The 18497-nt window shown below is 42.1% G+C and carries 18 protein-coding genes; 6 read left to right on the top strand and 12 right to left on the bottom strand.

Annotated elements, in window-relative coordinates:
* Positions 1 to 170 precede the first annotated feature (170 nt).
* Complete coding sequence (locus NLG42_RS19580; protein ID WP_257682009.1) at positions 171 to 3224, bottom strand: DNA polymerase III subunit alpha; 3054 nt, start codon at positions 3222 to 3224, stop codon at positions 171 to 173.
* 3 nt (positions 3225 to 3227) lie between these two features.
* Positions 3228 to 4409 carry a DNA polymerase IV gene (dinB, locus tag NLG42_RS19575; protein ID WP_257682008.1) on the bottom strand — a complete coding sequence of 394 codons (1182 nt, stop codon included), beginning with the start codon at positions 4407 to 4409 and terminating at the stop codon, positions 3228 to 3230.
* A 339-nt stretch (positions 4410 to 4748) separates the two neighbouring features.
* On the opposite strand from dinB, the gene NLG42_RS19570 reads away from it, so the two are divergent.
* A complete protein-coding gene (locus NLG42_RS19570) occupies positions 4749 to 5198 on the top strand; it encodes a response regulator (RefSeq protein ID WP_257682007.1) in 450 nt (149 codons plus the stop codon).
* A 70-nt stretch (positions 5199 to 5268) separates the two neighbouring features.
* Here NLG42_RS19570 and NLG42_RS19565 read toward each other — a convergent pair whose 3' ends face one another.
* From NLG42_RS19565 to NLG42_RS19540, 6 genes are all read right to left on the bottom strand, one after another.
* Complete coding sequence (locus tag NLG42_RS19565; RefSeq protein WP_257682006.1) at positions 5269 to 5523, bottom strand: DUF6965 family protein; 255 nt, start codon at positions 5521 to 5523, stop codon at positions 5269 to 5271.
* 59 nt (positions 5524 to 5582) lie between these two features.
* Positions 5583 to 6053 carry a JAB domain-containing protein gene (locus NLG42_RS19560; RefSeq protein WP_257682005.1) on the bottom strand — a complete coding sequence of 157 codons (471 nt, stop codon included), beginning with the start codon at positions 6051 to 6053 and terminating at the stop codon, positions 5583 to 5585.
* 267 nt (positions 6054 to 6320) lie between these two features.
* Positions 6321 to 7637, bottom strand: a complete 1317-nt coding sequence (locus NLG42_RS19555) for a PcfJ domain-containing protein (RefSeq protein WP_257682004.1) — start codon at positions 7635 to 7637, stop codon at positions 6321 to 6323.
* Entirely contained in the window at positions 7634 to 8014 is a 381-nt protein-coding gene (locus NLG42_RS19550) for a PcfK-like family protein (protein WP_257682003.1), read from the bottom strand. Before NLG42_RS19550 ends, NLG42_RS19555 begins: the two co-directional genes overlap by 4 nt.
* A gap of 24 nt (positions 8015 to 8038) precedes the next feature.
* Entirely contained in the window at positions 8039 to 8398 is a 360-nt protein-coding gene (locus NLG42_RS19545; protein WP_257682002.1) for a DUF7222 domain-containing protein, read from the bottom strand.
* 43 nt (positions 8399 to 8441) lie between these two features.
* Positions 8442 to 8831 (bottom strand): single-stranded DNA-binding protein, encoded by a 390-nt coding sequence (locus NLG42_RS19540; protein WP_257682001.1) that lies wholly within the window; start codon positions 8829 to 8831, stop codon positions 8442 to 8444.
* A 310-nt stretch (positions 8832 to 9141) separates the two neighbouring features.
* Between NLG42_RS19540 and xseA the strand changes: the two genes are divergently transcribed.
* Complete coding sequence (gene xseA / locus NLG42_RS19535; protein WP_257682000.1) at positions 9142 to 10578, top strand: exodeoxyribonuclease VII large subunit; 1437 nt, start codon at positions 9142 to 9144, stop codon at positions 10576 to 10578.
* Positions 10556 to 10762, top strand: a complete 207-nt coding sequence (gene xseB, locus NLG42_RS19530; RefSeq protein ID WP_257681999.1) for an exodeoxyribonuclease VII small subunit — start codon at positions 10556 to 10558, stop codon at positions 10760 to 10762. The genes xseA and xseB overlap by 23 nt, the downstream gene beginning before the upstream one ends.
* Positions 10763 to 10813: 51 nt before the next feature.
* Here the strand turns inward: xseB and NLG42_RS19525 are convergent, their stop codons facing one another.
* A complete protein-coding gene (locus tag NLG42_RS19525) occupies positions 10814 to 13141 on the bottom strand; it encodes an ATP-dependent helicase (RefSeq protein ID WP_257681998.1) in 2328 nt (775 codons plus the stop codon).
* Between the two features lie 222 nt (positions 13142 to 13363).
* On the opposite strand from NLG42_RS19525, the gene NLG42_RS19520 reads away from it, so the two are divergent.
* From NLG42_RS19520 to NLG42_RS19510, 3 genes are read left to right on the top strand one after another with little or no spacing between them, the layout of a single operon-like run.
* A complete protein-coding gene (locus tag NLG42_RS19520; RefSeq protein ID WP_257681997.1) occupies positions 13364 to 13828 on the top strand; it encodes a hypothetical protein in 465 nt (154 codons plus the stop codon).
* 46 nt (positions 13829 to 13874) lie between these two features.
* Positions 13875 to 14267, top strand: coding sequence for a hypothetical protein (locus tag NLG42_RS19515; RefSeq protein WP_257681996.1), 393 nt, complete (start codon positions 13875 to 13877; stop codon positions 14265 to 14267).
* A gap of 13 nt (positions 14268 to 14280) precedes the next feature.
* A complete protein-coding gene (locus NLG42_RS19510) occupies positions 14281 to 14715 on the top strand; it encodes a DUF1810 domain-containing protein (protein WP_257681995.1) in 435 nt (144 codons plus the stop codon).
* A gap of 51 nt (positions 14716 to 14766) precedes the next feature.
* Here the strand turns inward: NLG42_RS19510 and mobC are convergent, their stop codons facing one another.
* Genes mobC through NLG42_RS19495 form a run of 3 tightly spaced genes read right to left on the bottom strand, consistent with a single transcriptional unit; the run spans position 14767 to position 18414 of the window.
* Complete coding sequence (gene mobC / locus NLG42_RS19505; RefSeq protein ID WP_257681994.1) at positions 14767 to 16755, bottom strand: conjugal transfer protein MobC; 1989 nt, start codon at positions 16753 to 16755, stop codon at positions 14767 to 14769.
* 16 nt (positions 16756 to 16771) lie between these two features.
* Complete coding sequence (locus tag NLG42_RS19500; protein WP_257681993.1) at positions 16772 to 18037, bottom strand: relaxase/mobilization nuclease domain-containing protein; 1266 nt, start codon at positions 18035 to 18037, stop codon at positions 16772 to 16774.
* Complete coding sequence (locus tag NLG42_RS19495; protein ID WP_257681992.1) at positions 18022 to 18414, bottom strand: plasmid mobilization protein; 393 nt, start codon at positions 18412 to 18414, stop codon at positions 18022 to 18024. Before NLG42_RS19495 ends, NLG42_RS19500 begins: the two co-directional genes overlap by 16 nt.
* Positions 18415 to 18497 lie beyond the last annotated feature (83 nt).

Raw genomic sequence — 18497 nt, 5'->3', positions numbered from 1 at the left:
AATAGACATTAAACGCATCGAAAGACTTATAAAAGAAAACGAGCAGCGAAAACAAAAGCTTCGGAAAAGGAACAGCAGAAAACTGATGTATGGTATGCTTTTTTTCCTCTTTCTGTTTTTGCTTCTCTATCAAAATTAATTCATTCTTAGGATATTGCATAACTAAATTGTCAAAATTTCATTCTGTGACGCGGCAGATTAATTTCATGATCCTGCGGATAAGGCTGGCGGTGTGTGCTGCTGACATCCTGTTTGATATTGTGCTGTGTGGTATACCTTTTTTCCGAGTCAGAATATCTCGGATCAGGAATGAAAGGCATTTTCGCCATTCTGGAAATGGTGATCGTCGGAAAATGATAATCAATTTCCACAGTCCCCAAAAGCAGGTAGCAGCCTCCTCCCTGAAACGGGTTATTTACCAGACTGTCTGGAAAATGCGCCGTATCAAAATAGGCTCCCTCATGATCGATCCACGTCCCGAAATACATATTGCCCCTTTTGGTAGGCACCTGCTTGGTCGAGATGAGGTAAGCCAGCATGCGGACCTGCTTTTTATGATATTTCAGAAGATCGCGCACCATGATATCCCCTCGGAATCTGGTCTTGAGCAGATCAAAAACGGTGCAGGAAACCGGAAAATTCAGAAGCTCGATTTCATCAAAAGCATCTTCAAATACAGAGCGCTCCAGAACAGGCAGCTTAAATTCTTTTGCTGGCTGTTCAATGAGCATAAGCCCGCGGTTCTCGGGCTTGAAATTATTCATCAGAAGGCTTACCTGTACCAGCAGCTGATTTTTGGTTTTTCCCGTAAAGCGGAATGCGCCAATGAAAATAAGTACCTTTATATTCTCAATACCCATGGGAACCCTGTTTATGAAATCTTCGAGTGATTTATAAACTCCGTTTCTCTCGCGCTCATAAGCGATGAACTGCGAGAGTTTGGAATCCAGCCCCTGCAGGTGCATAAAGCCCAGATAGATATGGCTGCCGTAAAGCACAGTTTCATATCCGCTTTTATTCACGCATGGGGTATGGATAACAGCTCCCGCCATTCTGGCTTCGTGCACGTAGATTTCCGTGCGGTAAAATCCTCCCTGATTATTGATTACGGCTACCATAAATTCAACAGGGTAGTGCACCTTCAGATAAAGGCTCTGGTAGCTTTCCACCGCATAGGATGCGGAGTGCGCCTTGCAGAAGGAATAGCCTGCAAAGGATTCGATCTGTCGGTAGATTTCCTGGCTCAGCGCTTCGGGATGCCCTTTTGCCGCGGCCGCAATAAAGAAATCGTCCTTTACTCTCTGCAAAGCGGCTTTTGAGCGTCCCTTGCCCGACATGGCACGCCTTAAGATATCTCCATCGGCGGCTGAGAGCCCGCCATAATGCAGGGCAATTTTTATCACGTCTTCCTGATACACCATAATGCCGTAAGTTTCTCCTAGTTCCTTTTCAAAGACCGGATGAAAATATTCAAATCTTGACGGGTTGTTATGTCGGAAGATATACTCTTTCATCATCCCTGACTGTGCCACTCCAGGACGTATAATGGAAGAGGCAGCCACAAGTGTTTTATAGTTATTGCATTTCAGACGTCGCAAAAGCCCACGCATAGCAGGGCTTTCAATGTAAAAGCATCCTATGGTTCGCCCTTCTGCAAGATAGACGTTTGCGGACTGTTCGTTTTTTGAGATTCTCGTGTCCCGGATATTGATGCGGATGCCTCTGTTCTGCTCAATTATTTTTACCGTGTCATCAATATGTCCGATGCCTCTCTGGCTCAATATATCAAATTTATCAAAACCGATATCTTCAGCCGTATGCATATCAAAGAGCACGATGGGAAAACCTTTTGGAGGCATTTCCAGCGGCGTGTAATTGGTAAGCGGTTCTTCCGAGATCAGGATTCCGCAGGAATGCATGCTCCGCATATTGGGATATTTCTCCAGCATCATGCCGTATTCCTGCACCAATTTGACAATGGAATTGGTCTGGTGGAGCTTCATGGGATTTTTTGCCAGCATATCCAGCTCGTCTTTCGGAAGTCCGAAAACTTTGCCGACCTCGCGAAAAATCGAGCGGTATTTGAATTCCACATTAGTGCCGCAAAACGCCACATTTTCATAACCGTAGCGGTCGAAGATGTATTTCAGGATCACATCACGCTCTTTCCAAGACCAGTCGATATCAAAATCAGGAGGGCTTTTGCGGTTTTCATTCAGAAAGCGCTCAAAATACAGGTCAAGCTCCAAAGGGCAGATGTCCGTTATTCCCAGACAGTAGGCAATAATGCTGTTAGCGCCCGAACCTCTTCCGATATGCAGAAAACCGCGGCTGTTGCTGTAGCGTATGATATCCCAAGTAATGAGAAAATAGCCACTGAATTCAAGATCATTGATCACTTTAAGCTCTTTCTCCACACGCGCTTTTGCTTCAGCGTTATGCCTTCCGTAACGCCATACCAGACCTTCCTCGGCAAGGGTGGTCAGAAGGGCAATGTCCCCTTTTTTATTTTTAGTGTAATGCCTTTTGTTTTTCGGGCTTTCGAAATCGTACTTAAAATTACAGTTCTCAATTATTAATCGGGTATTTTGGATGATCTGTGGATAGTCTTTATACAGCCCGATAAGTTCCGCTTCGGGAATCATCATATTAGATTTTCTGCAGCAGTCATCAGGCCCAAGTTTGGATAGAAGCTCATTGAGGTCAACGGCGCGCAGTATCCTGTGCAGGTTGTATTCCCTTTTGGTTCGGAATACCACAGGTCGCAGGATAACCATCTTGGAAATCTTCTTTTTAAGTTCGGGCATAAAAAGCCTGCCGAGCTGGTCAGGCTCAATGCCGATAAATTCATTCTCGCCGAGCTGTGCAGGCGCATTTTCCAGCGTATAGATAAAATACACCGATTCAAAAGACGGAGCTTTTTCCGGCAGGGGAGCACCGCTGAAATTATAATCGGTCAGAAAGCGGTTCATCTGGGCAAGCCCTGCAGCATTTTTGGCAAGCCCTATATAGCGGAATTTGTGTCTGCAGCGGAATTCTATTCCAATTAATGGTTTTATGCCTGAGGCTTCACAGCCTTTTATAAAATCATAAATCCCTGTTACGGTATTGATGTCGGTCAAAGCAGCAGCAGTGACACCGCACTCGGCTGCCTGTCTGATCAGATCATCCAGCGGAATGGTGCCGTAGCGCAGGGAATGAAAAGAGTGGCAGTTGAGAAACATGATTTATTTTTTGCGTTTTAAAATTTCGTCTTTGTTGTTGGGTTTGAAAGAGGCGCCGGCGCAGCGCATCACGGCATCAAAGCCGTAACGGGTCTTCATTCTGTCCATAGCCTGATAGAGTGCCAGCATTTCCTCGGTATCATTGAAAAGGTCAATCTGATAGGTTCCCCTGACAAGGCCGCTGAAACGTACTCCGATGAGGCGCAGCCTCATTCGGCGCTGGTAGAGCTTGGTAAAGAGATCGGTCACCGTCTGGCTCAGAATATGATCCGCCGAGGTGTACGGCACCCTTGACTGTTTGGTTTCGGTATCAAAATTGGCGTACCTGATTTTGACGGTCACTGTTGAGGTAAGCCATTCTTCGGCGCGCAGCTGATAGGCCAGTTTCTCCACCATGCCCTGCAGAATCCTATTCAGCTTTAATACATCAATGGTGTCCTGTGAAAAGGTATGTTCGGTTGATATTGACTTTCTTTCCGTGTAGGGTTCCACAGGATTGTTGTCAATTCCATTGGCTTTTTTCCAGAGTTCTGTTCCGTTTTTGCCGATCATCTGCTGCAGGGATTCGGCTGGCATTTCAGAGAGTGTCCGGATGGTGCGGATTCCGATTCTCGAAAGAAGCTCAAAGGTTTTCTGGCCGACCATCGGGATTTTTCGGATAGAGAGCGGATTCAAAAAAGACTGCACCAGATGCTCGGGAATCTCCAGGTTCTGCTTCTGCTTTCCCTCGCCAGTTCCGATCTTCGAAACGGTTTTGTTGACCGAAAGCGCAAAGGTAAGGGGAAGCCCCGTTTCTTTTGTGATTCGCTGTGCGAGCTCATCAGTCCATCTGTAGCTCCCGTAGAATTTATCCATGCCGGTAATGTCCAGATAAAATTCATCAATGCTGGCTTTTTCCACCACGGGCGCTTTTTCCTGAATGATTTCAGTAATGTCATGGGAAAGCCTGGAGTAGAGTTCCATGTCGCCTTTCATAATTTTGGCCTGCGGACATAGCTTCATGGCCATATGAATCGGCATAGCGGAACGCACGCCGAATTTTCTGGCTTCATAAGAGCACGAAGCCACAACGCCTCTGTCACCGCCGCCGATGATAAGCGGTATGCCGTTAAGTTCAGAATTGGTCAGCCTTTCGCAGGATACGAAAAACGTGTTCATGTCAATGTGTACAATAGCCCGGCTCATAATCTTAATCATTTTATACTGATCAAAATTAGTACAGGTAATAACAATTTTTAAAAATAATTTGTTCTAAATAATAACAAAATTTAAAAATCCTGATTTTATGGGGATTCAAAGAGATCCGAGAATACGCGGATAAAAGCATTATTAAGAATTTACAGCGGGCATACAATAAAGGTAAAGCTCAAGCTGAATATGTATTTTTATTGCCGGAAAATATTCAAGATATACTGTTATTCTTTTCCTACAATACAGTATAATGAACTATTTAGTGTTTTTTTTATACTAAAAATCTTTATATTTGAATATTGTTAATTGCTGCACAGCCAAAAAATATGAGTTATGTCTGAGGCATTCAATTCCCTTAAAAATATCTTCTTAGCAGATGATGATGAAGACGACAGAATGCTCTTCATTGATGCTGTATCTGATCTGAAACTTCCTGCCTTGGTAAATACGGCAGCTGATGGAAGCGAGCTGCTGGACAAGCTTTTGCAGAATCCCGATAAACAACCTGAAATTATCTTTCTGGACATTAATATGCCCGGTAAAAACGGTTTTGAATGCCTGCGAGAAATCCGCAGTACCAGCGGACAGCTCAAAAAAGTCAGAATCATAATGCTATCCACCAGCAGAAGTCCTGAAAACATTGAACTCAGCTATGAACTGGGGGCAGATTTGTACGCAGTAAAACCTAGTACGTTTCAAGGTTTGAAAAACCTGCTCCAAAGAATATTTGAGATGGACTGGCATTCAGTAAAAAAGAAAGAGAACCAATTTCTTCTGATTTAAGGGTGTTTGCCAATATTTAAAAATAATGAGATTTTCCACTACTAAAAAGAAATCTTAAAACGCTTCCAAATTAAGATGCTGTCTCTGTCTCGTCTGGGTTATCTATTGGTTTTTCCTGAGATCCATTGCGTTTGATAAGCAGATAAAAATCTTTTAGATGCCACCAGGCAGGGCATCTTTCAATATTTCCGTTAAAATTTTTGATGCCTGTATAACAGCTGTTGAGGAAAACCTGCGAGTCGGTAATTTTTGCCCACGGTTTCCAGTCTACTTCTTTCGGCGGCGGCGAGGCTTCAAAGTATCGTTTTATTTCTTCAGGATTCATAGGGCAAAATTACTTAAAAAAAGCGAAACAGCACAAGGGCATGAAAGATGAAAACGCCCTTATAGGGCGCCTTCATCTGCAAAAGAGTAATAGGTTTCAGGTGTGACGATCAGGTGGTCAAGCAGCGGAATATCCAGCAGTTTTCCGGCTTCATGGATTTTTCGGGTAATATTTCTGTCGGCCTCGGAAGGGAATGTCTTTCCTGAGGGATGGTTGTGGGTGATGATGATCCCGACGGCGGCAGCTTTCAGTGCTGCCGCGAAAAGCAGGCGCATATCAACCACAGTCCCTGCAATGCCTCCTGAGGAAACCTCGTAGATTCCCAGAACCCTATTGGACTGGTTGAGCAAAAGCACTTTGAACTGCTCAAAGAATTCTATTTTGCCGGGATCCCAGCTGTCAACAAGAATTCGGTAAGCATCTTTGGAAGAGCTGATATAGGGTCTGTCAGCACTTTTTACTTTGGTTTTATAGATCAGTTCGATTTCTGATACTTTCTGCCAGTCTGTGTTTTGATTTTGATTTTTCATAGCCGCTGTAGTTTTAAGATTAATTACAGCACCGCTGCCCGGGCAGGGCTGAGCGAACGCAGAAAGCAACGCAATAAAGCAGGAGTGCAGCCCTGCATTTATGGGGGAATTTTTTGCGGAGAACCGAAAGCCGTGTCCGAACTTTGTGATGAAATTGACTTAACATCCGCAATAGCCCCTAAACCAGGACTGCCCCGTTCGCCTTAAAGTGTCTGCGCGCCAAAAAAAAACCGCAGTACAAGTCTGCGGTGTAAATAGTAAAATGGTTTAAGCGGAAGCGGTCTTCTTTTTCTGTTTTTTCAACCGTTTGGCAATCTCAGGCAGGTTTCTACGGATAATCCTCAGAATCCTGCTGTGGTGTTTAGTGGCTTTATTTCGAAGTCCCCTGCACTGGATAATTTCCATTCTTGAAAGGGAGATTTCAATGGTTTCCACGGGTCTGTTTTCAATCTGTGCCGAAAGGATAAGGGAATCTTTCTTTTTGTAATATTCGTTGGTAAATACGCAGTGGTGGAGCGTGTCGCCCTCTTCGAGAAAATCCTGCACACGGTTAAGGACTTTTACGGTCAGGTCATTATCGGTAAAAGAAAGTCCGAAGAACTGTTTTTTATCGTTTTCATAAATCGGCTCTGCTTTCTGTATTTCAGCGCGCATCTGCGCAAGATACTTTCTTCTTTGAATCTCCCTTTTTTTGGCGACAAGCCTGTCATGCGCCTCGTCTAAATTTTCAGGGCAGACAAGCGCAGGGGAGCTGATGTCTTTTTTAAACCATCGGAGCAGGGCAATATAATCCTCCCAAATTTTGATGTCCTGAATTTGATAGCGGTGCTTAAGACAGATTTTTACAGCCTGCCAGTTTTCACGCAGATGCTGCTGGTGTGAAGTAAGATAATGTTTGAGCAGAGAATTCTGCGCCGATTTTAAAAGAGTTTCTGCAATGGGGTCTTTTAAAAGTGCGGTAAAGAGTATCTGCGGGGCGATGCCACAGGTGGAAGTTTTAAAACCGTTTCTTTTCAAAAGCGGAATCACATTGAGATTTGGATAAACCTTGTAGGGATTGATGCGGTACTTCGGTGTGCTTTGAAAACTTTTAGGGCGGATTTCTAAAGGGGAATAATACTTCCACGCATCATAAGCTTGGGAAAAAACATTTGTGCTTCTTGAGATGGTGCGCACTTCCCCTTTGGAACTTATCCAATGCTGCATGACTTCGCTATGGGAATAGTCGGGAAGAACATTCTTTTTCATGTTCTTGTGCGAACAGATGATGCGCACCACCTGATACCCTTGGCAGGTATCGGTAACGGCGAAGTATTCGATTTCCCTGAAATGTACCTGATTGTATTGGTGCATTTTAAGCCTGCCCTGACAAGCTGTGCAGTTGATATAATTTTTGCAGGATTGGCTTTCGCTGTCAGGTTTCCACGAATGGGTGCATTGCAGACAATGAAATTTTCCCCATGAAAGCACCGCCCATTTCAGGAAAATATTTTTTTCTGCCCAAGACTGCATTTGTGAAGTAATGGGTTTCAGAGTACTGCTTAATTCAGTAATCTGTTTCTCGATGATGGTTTTCGGTGTCATAGGTCAAAGAGGGTTAAGGTTTTCGGTGCAGGCTTCACGGGTTGAACGGTTTCCGTTTTTTGGACTGCGGTTTGAGAAACTGCGGGAGCAGTTGAAAATAAGTCCGCCTTTACAGGTGGGCTTACTGAGGCTCTGCATTGGATAGGAGCGGGTGTTCCAATGCTGTCGTCTGTATAGTACTTTACCGCCATGTCAAAGATTTCCTGATTGTCAAAGGCGCATTCCCCTGTTTTTTTGACCTCGCCGAAAATGTAATTCAAACAGCTTTCAAGGTTTTTGGACTGCTTGGCAAAGGCAGGCGCAAAAGCAGTATCGTTCTGCGCTTTTTCGGTCAGGTAGCTTTCTATGGCGTTCTTAAATTTTTCGGATGCTTTCATAAGAGAAGATTTAAGATTGAACTGTTATTCAAAAAGCCTTGAATAGAGGTCATAGCAGTATTCTTCAAAGCAGAGCCAGCATACAAAAGTGTAGTGTGGGGCTTGGAATCGGTTTTCAATCGCTTCGCCAATTGCCTCTTCGAGTTCGGTTCTGATATTTTCAAGGTCATCGATATGCTCGATGTAAAATTCTTTGCAGTCTGCGTGATAGATAAATTCGGAAATCATACCACTCACGCAGCCCCCTTGCTGCAGGTCAAGAAAAAATGATTTCAGCTGTTCTCTTTTTTTTCCATTATAGGAAGTGATGCTTTTGAGGATTATCTCATTAAAGGCATCGGCTACACGGTATTCGCTGTAGTTGGATTTTGATAAGGCTTGCATAATATTGTCTTTAGGCGTGTATAAAAAATAATGTGTACATGATTTAGAAAGGCAGGTCGTCAGGTTCGTCTTTAGACGTGCTTTTCTTCTGCACTGCGGGAACAGCTGAGGCATTTTCTGTTTTAGGGAAAACCAGTATTTTGATATTACTGGTGTGAAAGGTCAGCGAGCCGAGCGCTTTGCCTTCGGCATTGGTGTAGACATTCAGACCGATGCGCCCGAAGAGTTCGACCATAGTGCCTTTTTTAAGCCATTGCGCCATTTTGGAGCCCATCCAATACGAGCAGTCGATGTAGGTCACAATCTTTTTAAGTTCGCTAGACCCTTTAGGTCTGTAGCTATCGTTGACTGCGATGGAGAAATTTACCACCTCCCTGTCATTTGAAACTTTTGCCGTTACGGCATCCTTTGTAATTCGTCCTGAGATTTCCATGATGTAAAATTTTAAGTGAATGTTTATCTGTTTTTTCTCTAGCCCGCATGAAATTTTTCAAAAGAAAAACGGGAAAAAAGAAAGCACAAAATCAAGCATCCGATAAAGGATCCGGAGTGCTATAAGTCCCGAAGGGCGGCGCAGCCGTTATGCGCATGCAGGAGCCTGCGGGTGCTATTTTCGCGGCTCTTTTAATCCGTTTTAATTGAAAAAGTCCAACAGATTTTAATGTTTTAGAATTTTACGGATTATCCATACCTTAGCAGGGCGGAATAATCACAGCAAAAGGAAGCAGTTTCACCTTAACTTTATGGGACCGGAAAACTATATCACACTCTCTCAGCTAAACTATCAGATCCATCAGACTATAAGTGAGCGGTTCAAGGGACGCACTTACTGGGTAGTTGCAGATGTGACCAGCCACACCTATAAGGCTGATAAAAAGATCCATTACTTTGAGCTGGTTGAGAAAGGGGAGAAAAACAGTGCGATTACAGCCAAGATTATGGGAAAGGCGTGGGGGGAAGGTGCGGTACGGCTGTTGGATTTTCAAAAGAAGACAGGGCAGATTTTCACGAACAATCTTCATGTGCTGGTACAGGTAAGTGTGGATTACCACGCACTTTACGGACTTTCGGTAAACGTTCTGGATATAGATGCCAATTTCACGCTGGGTGTTCTCGAGCAGCAGCGCAATGCCACCTTGAAAAGACTGGAAGCAGAAAATGATTTTATCACAAAAATACAAGATAGCTACTCTACGCTAAACAGCCGTCTCCAGCTGCCGCTTGTCATTCAGAGAGTAGCAGTCATATCAGCCAGCAATTCGGCAGGTAATGAAGATTTCAGGCATACTCTGAAGCATAATGATTTTGGCTATTCTTTTCAGGCTGATGAATATTATACCGTAGTGCAGGGAGACAACAACGCAAAACTATTTTTAAATAAGCTGATAGAAGTGTACAATACCGGCATACCGTATGATGCTATTGTCATTATAAGGGGAGGAGGAGCACAGTCAGACTTTTTGATTTTTGACAATTATCAGATAGGACGTGCCGTAGCTAAATTTCCAATTCCTGTCATAACGGGAATCGGGCACCAGAAAAATGTCTCCATAGTGGATCTTATGGCGCATACCAATACCAAAACTCCCACAAAAGCAGCAGAGTTTATTATTGCCCACAACCGAAGCTTTGAAATGAGGCTGCTTTCGCTGCAGCAGAATATCGTAATCAGATCGCAGCAGCTTTTTCTGAGCCATTTCAGAATGCTTGAAGAACTTAAAAGAAATATCTCCAGAAATGCAACGGGTCTTTTAGATGTTTTTAAGCAAAAGCTTGCGACTGCCAATCAAAAGCTTGCAGCGGACTCCAGAAGCATACTTTATCTGTACAGCCAAAAACTGTCGCTAAAAGCACAGAGTACAACGCAGATTTCGAGCAGAATGCTTGCCCGTAAAAGAAGTGATCTCGATTATCTTGCAGGAAACTTAAAACGATTTACGTCAGGATATCTTAAAACCAAAAGCCTGCATCTGGAACATATGCAGAAAAGCATCAGGCTGATGTCACCGCAGAACATACTTAAGAAAGGCTATGCCATCGTAAGAGCAGGCGGCGGGATTGCCAGCAGCACAGAAAATATAAAAGAAGGGGATGATATAGAGGTAATTCTTTATGATACCATACTAAAAAGCACCGTTAGGGAAAAAATACAATATGATGGAAGAGAAACTGACCTATGAAGCAGCTTGGAGTGAGCTGACTGCCATTTCAAAAGAAATAGAAAATGAGACTATTTCAGTGGATGAGCTTGCATCCAAAGTTAAGAGGGCATCGGAATTAATTGCCTTCTGCCAGGGCAGGCTTAAAGCCACCGAGACAGAAGTGGGTAAGATTATCGACGGTATGGAAAATCCAGGGCAATAACAGTTCTGCATTGGGTGCCAGTGTAATATTACCAGAGTATTAAGCTATTATTTATTCCGGCCATTTTTTTTCACTGCTATCAGCACCTGCGTCAAATATGTCTGAAGAATTGCGGTCCTTTTCAAAAACGCCATTAGAAGAATCATTATCTTTAAAGGGATCGGGCATATTTTTCAAGTTTTCGTGCAGATCAAGCAAATCGGCGGGCGATGCGGAATCCTCTTGGGAATCTGACGCGGCTGTAAGAAAGCGAAAAGCAAAATCAATTGGTTTTTCCTTTTCCATTTCAAAGAAGTGAACGATGTACTGGTTTTTCTCCAGATCAACGGATTCTATCCTTCCTCTATTCCATACTGGATGCATTACATAATCACCCTGCTTAAATGCCATATCTTCGCTGTTTTTGGCAGCTGCGCTAGAGGATTGTGAGGCCTGCAGAATTGCAGCGGAAAGTTTTACCTTCCTCACATAAAATTCTTCTTTAATTTCAAATAAAAACCTTGAAGGATATTTATTGAGGCCGGTGGTAAAATTAAACCCTTCCGAGTCGGTCATATAAAACCTCTTTTCGGCTCTGGTAACCGCCACGTACATCAGTCTTCTTTCCTCCTCAATTGCACGTTTTCTCCTTTCTTTAATCGATAGCGCGCTTGGCAGCACCCCTTCGGTAAAACCGCAAAGGAATACATATGGAAATTCAAGACCTTTAGAGATATGGATGGTCATCAGACGAACCTTATCCTGGTTTTCGGTATCTTTATCAAGATCGGTATACAGTGCTATTTCCTGAAGGTACTCTACAATATTGACAGGGCTGTTATTTTCTTTCTCCAATAGCATCATAGAAGTTACGAGCTCTTTTATATTTTCAAGCCTGTCTTCGTCTCCATCCTTGCGGTAGAGTTCAGAGAGCCCGCTTTTATCGAGTATGATTTTAACCAGATCCGAGATGGAATTCTGATCTGCCTCTTTTTTAAGTTCTGAAACCAGTGCCAGAAAATCTGCAGCCGCTTTCTTATTGAGTTCTTTATCTTCAATATTACGATGTAGCGCCTCAAGAAGGGAGAGGTTCTGCTCCGCAGCGAGAAAGCTGAGCCTTTCAAGAAATTTTTTGCCAAGCCCGCGGGAGGGATGGTTGAACATGCGCAGGAATGAGAAATTATCCCCTTGGACAATAAGCCTTAAAAAGGAAAGCACATCTTTGATTTCCTTTCGTTCGAAAAAACGCACACCGCCAAATATGGCATATGGAATGTTTTCCTTTATAAGTGCCTGCTCAATGTTTCTGGAAAGATGGTTGGAACGGTATAAAATGGTTATATCGGAATAGGAAGCTTTTTCTGTTTTAAGAATTTCTTTGATTTCCGATGCCACCCAGAGTGTTTCCTCAAAATCATTTTTGCCGTGAAAATGAACCACTTCCACTCCTTCGGGATTGTCAGTGACCATATCCTTATCTACCCTTACCTTGTTGTTTTTGATGATATGGTTGCCAACTTTGAGGATGTTCGGCGTGGAGCGGTAATTCTGGTTCATTATTATGGTCTCTGCATCAGGAAACATCCTGTCAAATTCCACAAGGTATTCGGGTTTAGCACCCCTCCATTCATAGATTGTCTGATCGGGATCACCAACAAGAAATAAGTTTTGGTGAACACGCGAAAGCATTTCCACCAGATGAAACTGGCTGTCGGAACTGTCCTGGGCCTCATCCACTTGTATATAATGCATCATTTCCTGCCATTTGGAAAGCACATCCGGGTTACTGTCTAAGATAAAGGCCGTAAAATGGATCAGGTCATCAAAATCCAATGCATAATTACGCTTCTGCTTATCAAGGTATTTCTGGTAAACTTGGCTGGACAGCGTGTCTTTTTCATCAGCAGTGAAGCTGTTATTTTCAATCATGTAACTCAGGTAATCCGAGGTGCTTTTCTGTTTGGAGATAAATCTTAAGACCTGCTTGAACGTTAGGTTTTTGGAATTGATCTCCATTTCAGCGAATACATCCCGAAGGATCGTTTTCTGGTCTTCGGCATCCAGTATGATAAAATTCTTCGGATAGTGTATTTTGTTGATTTCTTCCCGTAGAAACCTAACGCAGAAGCCGTGGTAGGTGGTTATGAAGCTGACATCATAAAGGTCGCCGATCAGTGCCTTGACTCTCTTTTTCATTTCCTGCGCCGCCTTGTTGGTAAAGGTTACACAGAGGATATTGGATGAGTTGATTCCCAGCCTGTCAACGATGTAGGCAAAACGCGAAGTCAGTGCTTTCGTTTTTCCTGACCCGGCACCTGCAATAACACGTACATAGCCTTCAGTCGTTTTCACTGCCTGAAGCTGTTTGGGATTTAAATTTTCTAATATCGGATCGGTCATATTCAAGATATTTAGCATAAAGCCTCTTCATAAAAAGCGCTGCTTCTACAAATTTACGCAATAAATTTCAAGAGTTTAAAACCCCAGACATTCCTTTCTTGACAGTTTATGATTTGCGCAAAAGATAAGAGATGTAAGGTGCTGAAATTGAAGCGGCATCTTTTAAAGTCGGATGCAATTAAAAATTCGCTATTTTTATATTCAACTTAATTACCGCATTGTATGAATGTTGATTATCAGGATACTAATCTTTTTGAGGCAGATTATATATACCGGATTCAGACCTTTGAGAGGTATCTGGCAGATCCGCTTGCTTCACCAGAGCATTTTGCGAATTATAAAGCTGGACTGATACCAAATATCTTATATGGAAATAACATGCAGGAAGTCCTGGGTCTTTTCAGAAAGCAGTTTCTTGAACTAAAATCCGGGGTCGAACGTTATGAACTGGATAACAATAATGATTTTCCCATGCTCAAATCGTATGTAAATACAGAAAGGGATTTTCGTAAATTAATGGATGAGGGCCAGCTTAAGGATTATACACAACTGCTGGAGCGAAGCTTTGACAATCAGAAGCTCGATGCGAAAGCGGCAGCGGTCAGCCGCTTTTTCTTAGCGACTCCAATATTGAAAAGCTACGTATTTCAAATTGAAAAGACATTCGGTCAGGGAATCCTGGACTGATTCCAATAATTTACGCAAAAACTATAGGAGCAATGGGTTCATACTTATGGAAGCACAATTTGAGGATCTGGCACTTACGATAAGGGCAAAGAATTTGCAAGTCCCTTTTAATTTAACTGATGAATGCCTGTTTTTAACGGTGCGTGGAGATCTTTTGGAACTGCTTTGGGACAGCAGGACAGAAATTATCTACTTTGGTCCGGCGCCAGACAATACAGCAGATGGAAACGACGAGCTTTTGGAAAACGGAGTGCTCTTTCGAATCATCGGCTTTCAAAAGAATCTGGGGATTGGTCTGGAAAGTTCCGCAGAAGAGATTTTGAATGCATTCCATTTTCTGATTGAAAATTTCGTGCCTAGATGGACAACAATATTCATAGAAGAGGGATCAGCAAAAAAAGAGATAACAATTGAACTGATGTATCAGGAAGTATTTTAAAAAATGAACAGTTATGAATTTAGATGACGGTATTGGACGTTATTTATCAGCTCAGGAAAATGTTTACCAGCAGGCTTTGGATGAAATTAAAAAAGGAAAAAAGCAAAGCCATTGGATGTGGTTTGTCTTTCCCCAAATCAGAGGTTTGGGCTTTAAAGAATACAATGTGTATTATGGACTAAAGAACCTTGATGAAGCAGCGGAGTATCTTAACCATCCGGTTTTGGGAAAACGTCTTATTGAAATTTCAAAAGCGCTACTGCAGCAGCAAGGAAAAACTGCACTGGAGATTTTCGGAAAGCCAGATGAGAGAAAACTGAAATCATCCATGACACTGTTCGGACTGCTGGCTGATGCACCAGACTATTTTAGGCAGGTGCTTGAAAAATATTACAATGGCGAACAGGACGAGAAAACACTGCAGCTTATAGAAGAATCTGGCAGCTAAAAAATATTTTTCTTTAATCTACTTCAAGAAAACAATTAAAGTAACGGGGCATTATTTTTTCTTTTTGATCACTAAATGAGACAGGGCAGGATCATGTATAAGACGTTCCATTTCTGAATTTACAATTTCGGATATATCCTCCTTAATCTGAAGATAATTGCGTTCAATCATGTTATTGTTAATAATTCGCACCGGGCTGATTCTCTGATATGAGTTTTCTTCATTTTTAAGCTGCTCGTGATCATTGATTATTTCGGAATGAAATGTTTTGAGTTCTATTTTACAGTCAGGATTATCGGCAGTTATACCGACAAATTCACCGGAACTTAAACAGGAAATCTTCGAAGCTGGAACAGCTGCTTCCAATTGTTTTGATCTGCTGATTGACGTATCCGAGCTGTTTATGGAAATGCTCTCGCGGTCCTGCATTATTTTTCCAAAGCGTTCAGAAAGCTGTTTGGCAGTATCGCCGTTCACCTGTCCGCTTATGATATTACCTGTGATATTGAGTATGACGTCCGCCTGTTCGCGGCCGTAATCTTTGCGCAGCTGGCTGAAGTCCTGAATTCCCAGACAGGTACTTACTTTGTTGCTTCGAGCTGTCGCTATCAGGCTGTCCATATTGTTGAGATAGATAGTCGGGAATTCATCAAATATGAGACTGCTTTTAATTCTGTCTTTCTGGTTCACCTGCTTGATGAGCCTGCTTACATAAAGCGAGAGTACTGCACCATATGTCTGGATTTTTAGCGGGTTGTTTCCCATGCATACGATCTTAGGGTCTTCAGGATTATTAATGTCAAGTGTGAAGTCATTTCCAGAGAGCACATAGTAAAGCTGTGCACTGGAAAGCCTTGCCATTGATATCTTAGCTGAGGCTATCTGACCCTCCAGCTGCTCCATGACATTATTAAGATAGGCACTGACAAATGGATCTATCAAAATCTCGATTTCTTTTTCGGTTCTCAACAGCGTAAAAAGACTGTTATATTCAACCTGCATGAGTTCAATTACATGAGGCAGGGTGCAGAATTCACCATTATTGTATTTACGCAGGTACCATATAACAGCAGAAAGAAAATTGATAGGCGATTCAACGAAAAAGTCTCCCTGCTTTTTTATCCATTCACGGTTTAATCCCAGAAGAATAGTGCGTGCTGATTCAGCTGCATCTGTTATGTCCTCCATTGATTTTGGATCAAGGGGATTGCATCTGTGCGTGCGGCTCAGGTCATCAAAATTAATGACATAGAATTTCGGTTCAACCTTGTATAAATGCCTGTTCTGAAGCCAAGTATTATAGGCTATTATGCTGAGGTCATCAAACTTAAAATCATATACAAACATTGAGAAGCCTTTGCGTATGTGCTGGGTAATAATATGACGGATCACGAAATAGGATTTTCCAGAGCCCGGGGTTCCTGCAACCAAGATTCCCCGAAAAGGATTTATGATATTGATCCAGCTTTTTCGCACTTTGGTTTTTAGATTATACTGTGCCGGCAGGTTAATGGAATATTCATTTTCAAGCAGCCTTTCTTCCTGCGGAAATGTTTCATTTTCCCTGTTGAAAATATCCTTGAGGCTGAGATTTCTTCTTATGATTCTTGAAAGCTGTGTTCCCCCTGACAGCAGGAGCAGATATCCAGCAGCAGTGCACAGCATATAGAGAACGAGTTTATTTTCCACAGTGGACTGCGTGATTAAAAAAAAGTAACTCAAAAAATAAGTAAAGAGTCCCAAAGCAATATACCAGAATGCATTTTTGAATTCCAGCTTTTCATTTTTTCTACCCTTTGCCCCAAGCAGGGAAATGCATAAAAATCCCAAAGAAAACAGCTTGGATAAATGAAAATAATCAAAAAGTCCAGTGCGGAAAATATTCCCCATCAGTTTATCGCTGAAGCTGTTTACCAGTCCCCATATTTTAAACACAGTATATCCGTAATAATAGAAATGAAGACCTAACAATATCATGCTGATAAGCCTTGTCATATCCAAAATTTTTCTAAGCGCCTGTTCATTTTCACCTGTCTGCATAGTCTTAGTTTTTTAGTTAATAATCGGACTGTCCTTTTCCTTTTTTTCGTTTCTTTTTTCTTTTCAGCTGAGAGGGAACAAAATCAGCTGAAAACTCAGGCTGTATCACCGAATCAATTATCCTCTGCAGCTCGCCAGCAGAAATAAATGAAGACTGCAGTGGTTTATCTTTTAATGCGTTGTCCTCCAGAATTTTAACGGCGGTTCTGCCGGTGTTAAAACATTTGAAGCCGCAGCGTTCTTGTATGCCGGAAGCAGAGTAAGTCTTTCCTAGTGAGCTTCCATTAAAAACACATTTGGTCTTATGGTCTATATAGGTTAAGCCATAAAGGATCCCCAGTTCATTTCTTCGTTCAGCAGTTTTAATTCCATCTTGAATAAGAATTCTGTCGAGATCAGAAATTGACTTTATCCTGTTCTGTATAAAGGCGAGATCAACCGCATTTTTTACTCTCTTTAAATGGGAATTTCTCCCAATCTTATTTGCCGCAAATTTTATTTCGAGATAAGCAAGGGTAGGTTTCATGTAAAAGCTGCTGGCTTTTAAGGGAACACCCACAGGCTGTCTCTTATCGTTCAGAATCTGGTACGCCAGACCTTTATGGAGAAACATTCGTGAATCTTTGCTACCCTGCAATGCAGTAACGTTATAAAGATTCAGCACTGCATTTAATTCTCCTACGGTTGTATATTTATAATTAGGAATTACTGCGTTTAATACAGCAGTAATTGCTTTTTTAGTTTCAGCTGTTCCATACTTTATAACACTGCTTTGCGCAGGTTTTATTTTCAGGATCTTTTCCTTTTGGCAGGACTGTGCAGGAACCAGATTGAATGCCTTTTCAATTTCTTTACGAGCTGTTTCAGATTGGTTCCTGCCTATGTTCTGCATGTCAATTCTCTTTCCGTCAGACTTCACTTTTACAGAGACGATATGGATGTGGGGATGTCCTGCATCATGATGCTGGTAGACCAGATATGGCTGGAATCCGAACCCGATTTTTTCCATATAGGAATGCGCAATTTTCATCAGCTTTTCTTTAGGAATATTGTTATCAGAGGAATCAAAATTGAGTGAGATGTGCACACTTCCGCGCTTGACATTTGTATTTAATTCCAGCTGTTTTAAAAGAAGTTTCAGCCTTGAATCTTTGTGAAGCTTGGAGGCTTCTACAGGATAATTTCCTTCTCCTATAAGTATTGCTTTTCCTGCTTCTACTTTATTTTCATTGTAATTGAAAATGCTTCTGACCGATTGACCTGTGTTTATGACTGCAACCATTTTTCTGCAAGATTTCGGATAGTCATTCTAATATCTTCAATAGAACTGAAAAGCATTTTTTTATCTGTTTCAAAACCCATAATCCACATTTTGAAATCAGTAATATGTGAAAGGGAGTGCAGCTTTTTCACTGCCTGATTAAAATTATTTCCAATGGGATTCAGCTCTGTTCTGAGTCTAGTTAATTCAGCTATCATCTCATCAAGAGATTCGTTTCTGTATTTTAAAACAACAGGTTTTCGGAGCAGATTTTTTCGGGCAAAATCACTCAGTTTTGGGCAGAGAGAGTCTGCAAAATATTTCTGAAGGATATTATATTCCTGCTCATTCAGCCTTAAATGAAGCCATCTGTTTCTGTTTTTTTTATCGTCTTTCATCATTTTTCTTTTTCATTCGACATTCGAAATCTTCCAGTTTTCACTGCCAGCGAGTTCCGAGCAGAGAGGCAGCAAGATATCGG

Origin of the sequence: Flavobacterium plurextorum, assembly GCF_024638035.1 — a bacterium.
Classification (GTDB): domain Bacteria; phylum Bacteroidota; class Bacteroidia; order Flavobacteriales; family Flavobacteriaceae; genus Flavobacterium; species Flavobacterium plurextorum.
Note: the sequence above shows the minus strand (reverse complement) of the source record. Positions and strands in the feature narration are given on the sequence as shown.

What these genes read in the sequence shown, in the direction of transcription:
- NLG42_RS19510 (WP_257681995.1), top strand. Translation starts at nt 14,281, where the DNA reads ATGAATTTAGATGACGGTATTGGACGTTATTTATCAGCTCAGGAAAAT.
- NLG42_RS19550 (WP_257682003.1), bottom strand. Translation starts at nt 8,014, where the DNA reads ATGAAAGCATCCGAAAAATTTAAGAACGCCATAGAAAGCTACCTGACC.
- NLG42_RS19515 (WP_257681996.1), top strand. Translation starts at nt 13,875, where the DNA reads ATGGAAGCACAATTTGAGGATCTGGCACTTACGATAAGGGCAAAGAAT.
- NLG42_RS19520 (WP_257681997.1), top strand. Translation starts at nt 13,364, where the DNA reads ATGAATGTTGATTATCAGGATACTAATCTTTTTGAGGCAGATTATATA.
- NLG42_RS19565 (WP_257682006.1), bottom strand. Translation starts at nt 5,523, where the DNA reads ATGAATCCTGAAGAAATAAAACGATACTTTGAAGCCTCGCCGCCGCCG.
- mobC (WP_257681994.1), bottom strand. Translation starts at nt 16,755, where the DNA reads ATGCAGACAGGTGAAAATGAACAGGCGCTTAGAAAAATTTTGGATATG.
- xseA (WP_257682000.1), top strand. Translation starts at nt 9,142, where the DNA reads ATGGGACCGGAAAACTATATCACACTCTCTCAGCTAAACTATCAGATC.
- NLG42_RS19580 (WP_257682009.1), bottom strand. Translation starts at nt 3,224, where the DNA reads ATGTTTCTCAACTGCCACTCTTTTCATTCCCTGCGCTACGGCACCATT.
- NLG42_RS19560 (WP_257682005.1), bottom strand. Translation starts at nt 6,053, where the DNA reads ATGAAAAATCAAAATCAAAACACAGACTGGCAGAAAGTATCAGAAATC.
- NLG42_RS19540 (WP_257682001.1), bottom strand. Translation starts at nt 8,831, where the DNA reads ATGGAAATCTCAGGACGAATTACAAAGGATGCCGTAACGGCAAAAGTT.
- NLG42_RS19525 (WP_257681998.1), bottom strand. Translation starts at nt 13,141, where the DNA reads ATGACCGATCCGATATTAGAAAATTTAAATCCCAAACAGCTTCAGGCA.
- NLG42_RS19495 (WP_257681992.1), bottom strand. Translation starts at nt 18,414, where the DNA reads ATGAAAGACGATAAAAAAAACAGAAACAGATGGCTTCATTTAAGGCTG.
- dinB (WP_257682008.1), bottom strand. Translation starts at nt 4,409, where the DNA reads ATGAGCCGGGCTATTGTACACATTGACATGAACACGTTTTTCGTATCC.
- NLG42_RS19500 (WP_257681993.1), bottom strand. Translation starts at nt 18,037, where the DNA reads ATGGTTGCAGTCATAAACACAGGTCAATCGGTCAGAAGCATTTTCAAT.
- NLG42_RS19545 (WP_257682002.1), bottom strand. Translation starts at nt 8,398, where the DNA reads ATGCAAGCCTTATCAAAATCCAACTACAGCGAATACCGTGTAGCCGAT.
- xseB (WP_257681999.1), top strand. Translation starts at nt 10,556, where the DNA reads ATGGAAGAGAAACTGACCTATGAAGCAGCTTGGAGTGAGCTGACTGCC.
- NLG42_RS19570 (WP_257682007.1), top strand. Translation starts at nt 4,749, where the DNA reads ATGTCTGAGGCATTCAATTCCCTTAAAAATATCTTCTTAGCAGATGAT.
- NLG42_RS19555 (WP_257682004.1), bottom strand. Translation starts at nt 7,637, where the DNA reads ATGACACCGAAAACCATCATCGAGAAACAGATTACTGAATTAAGCAGT.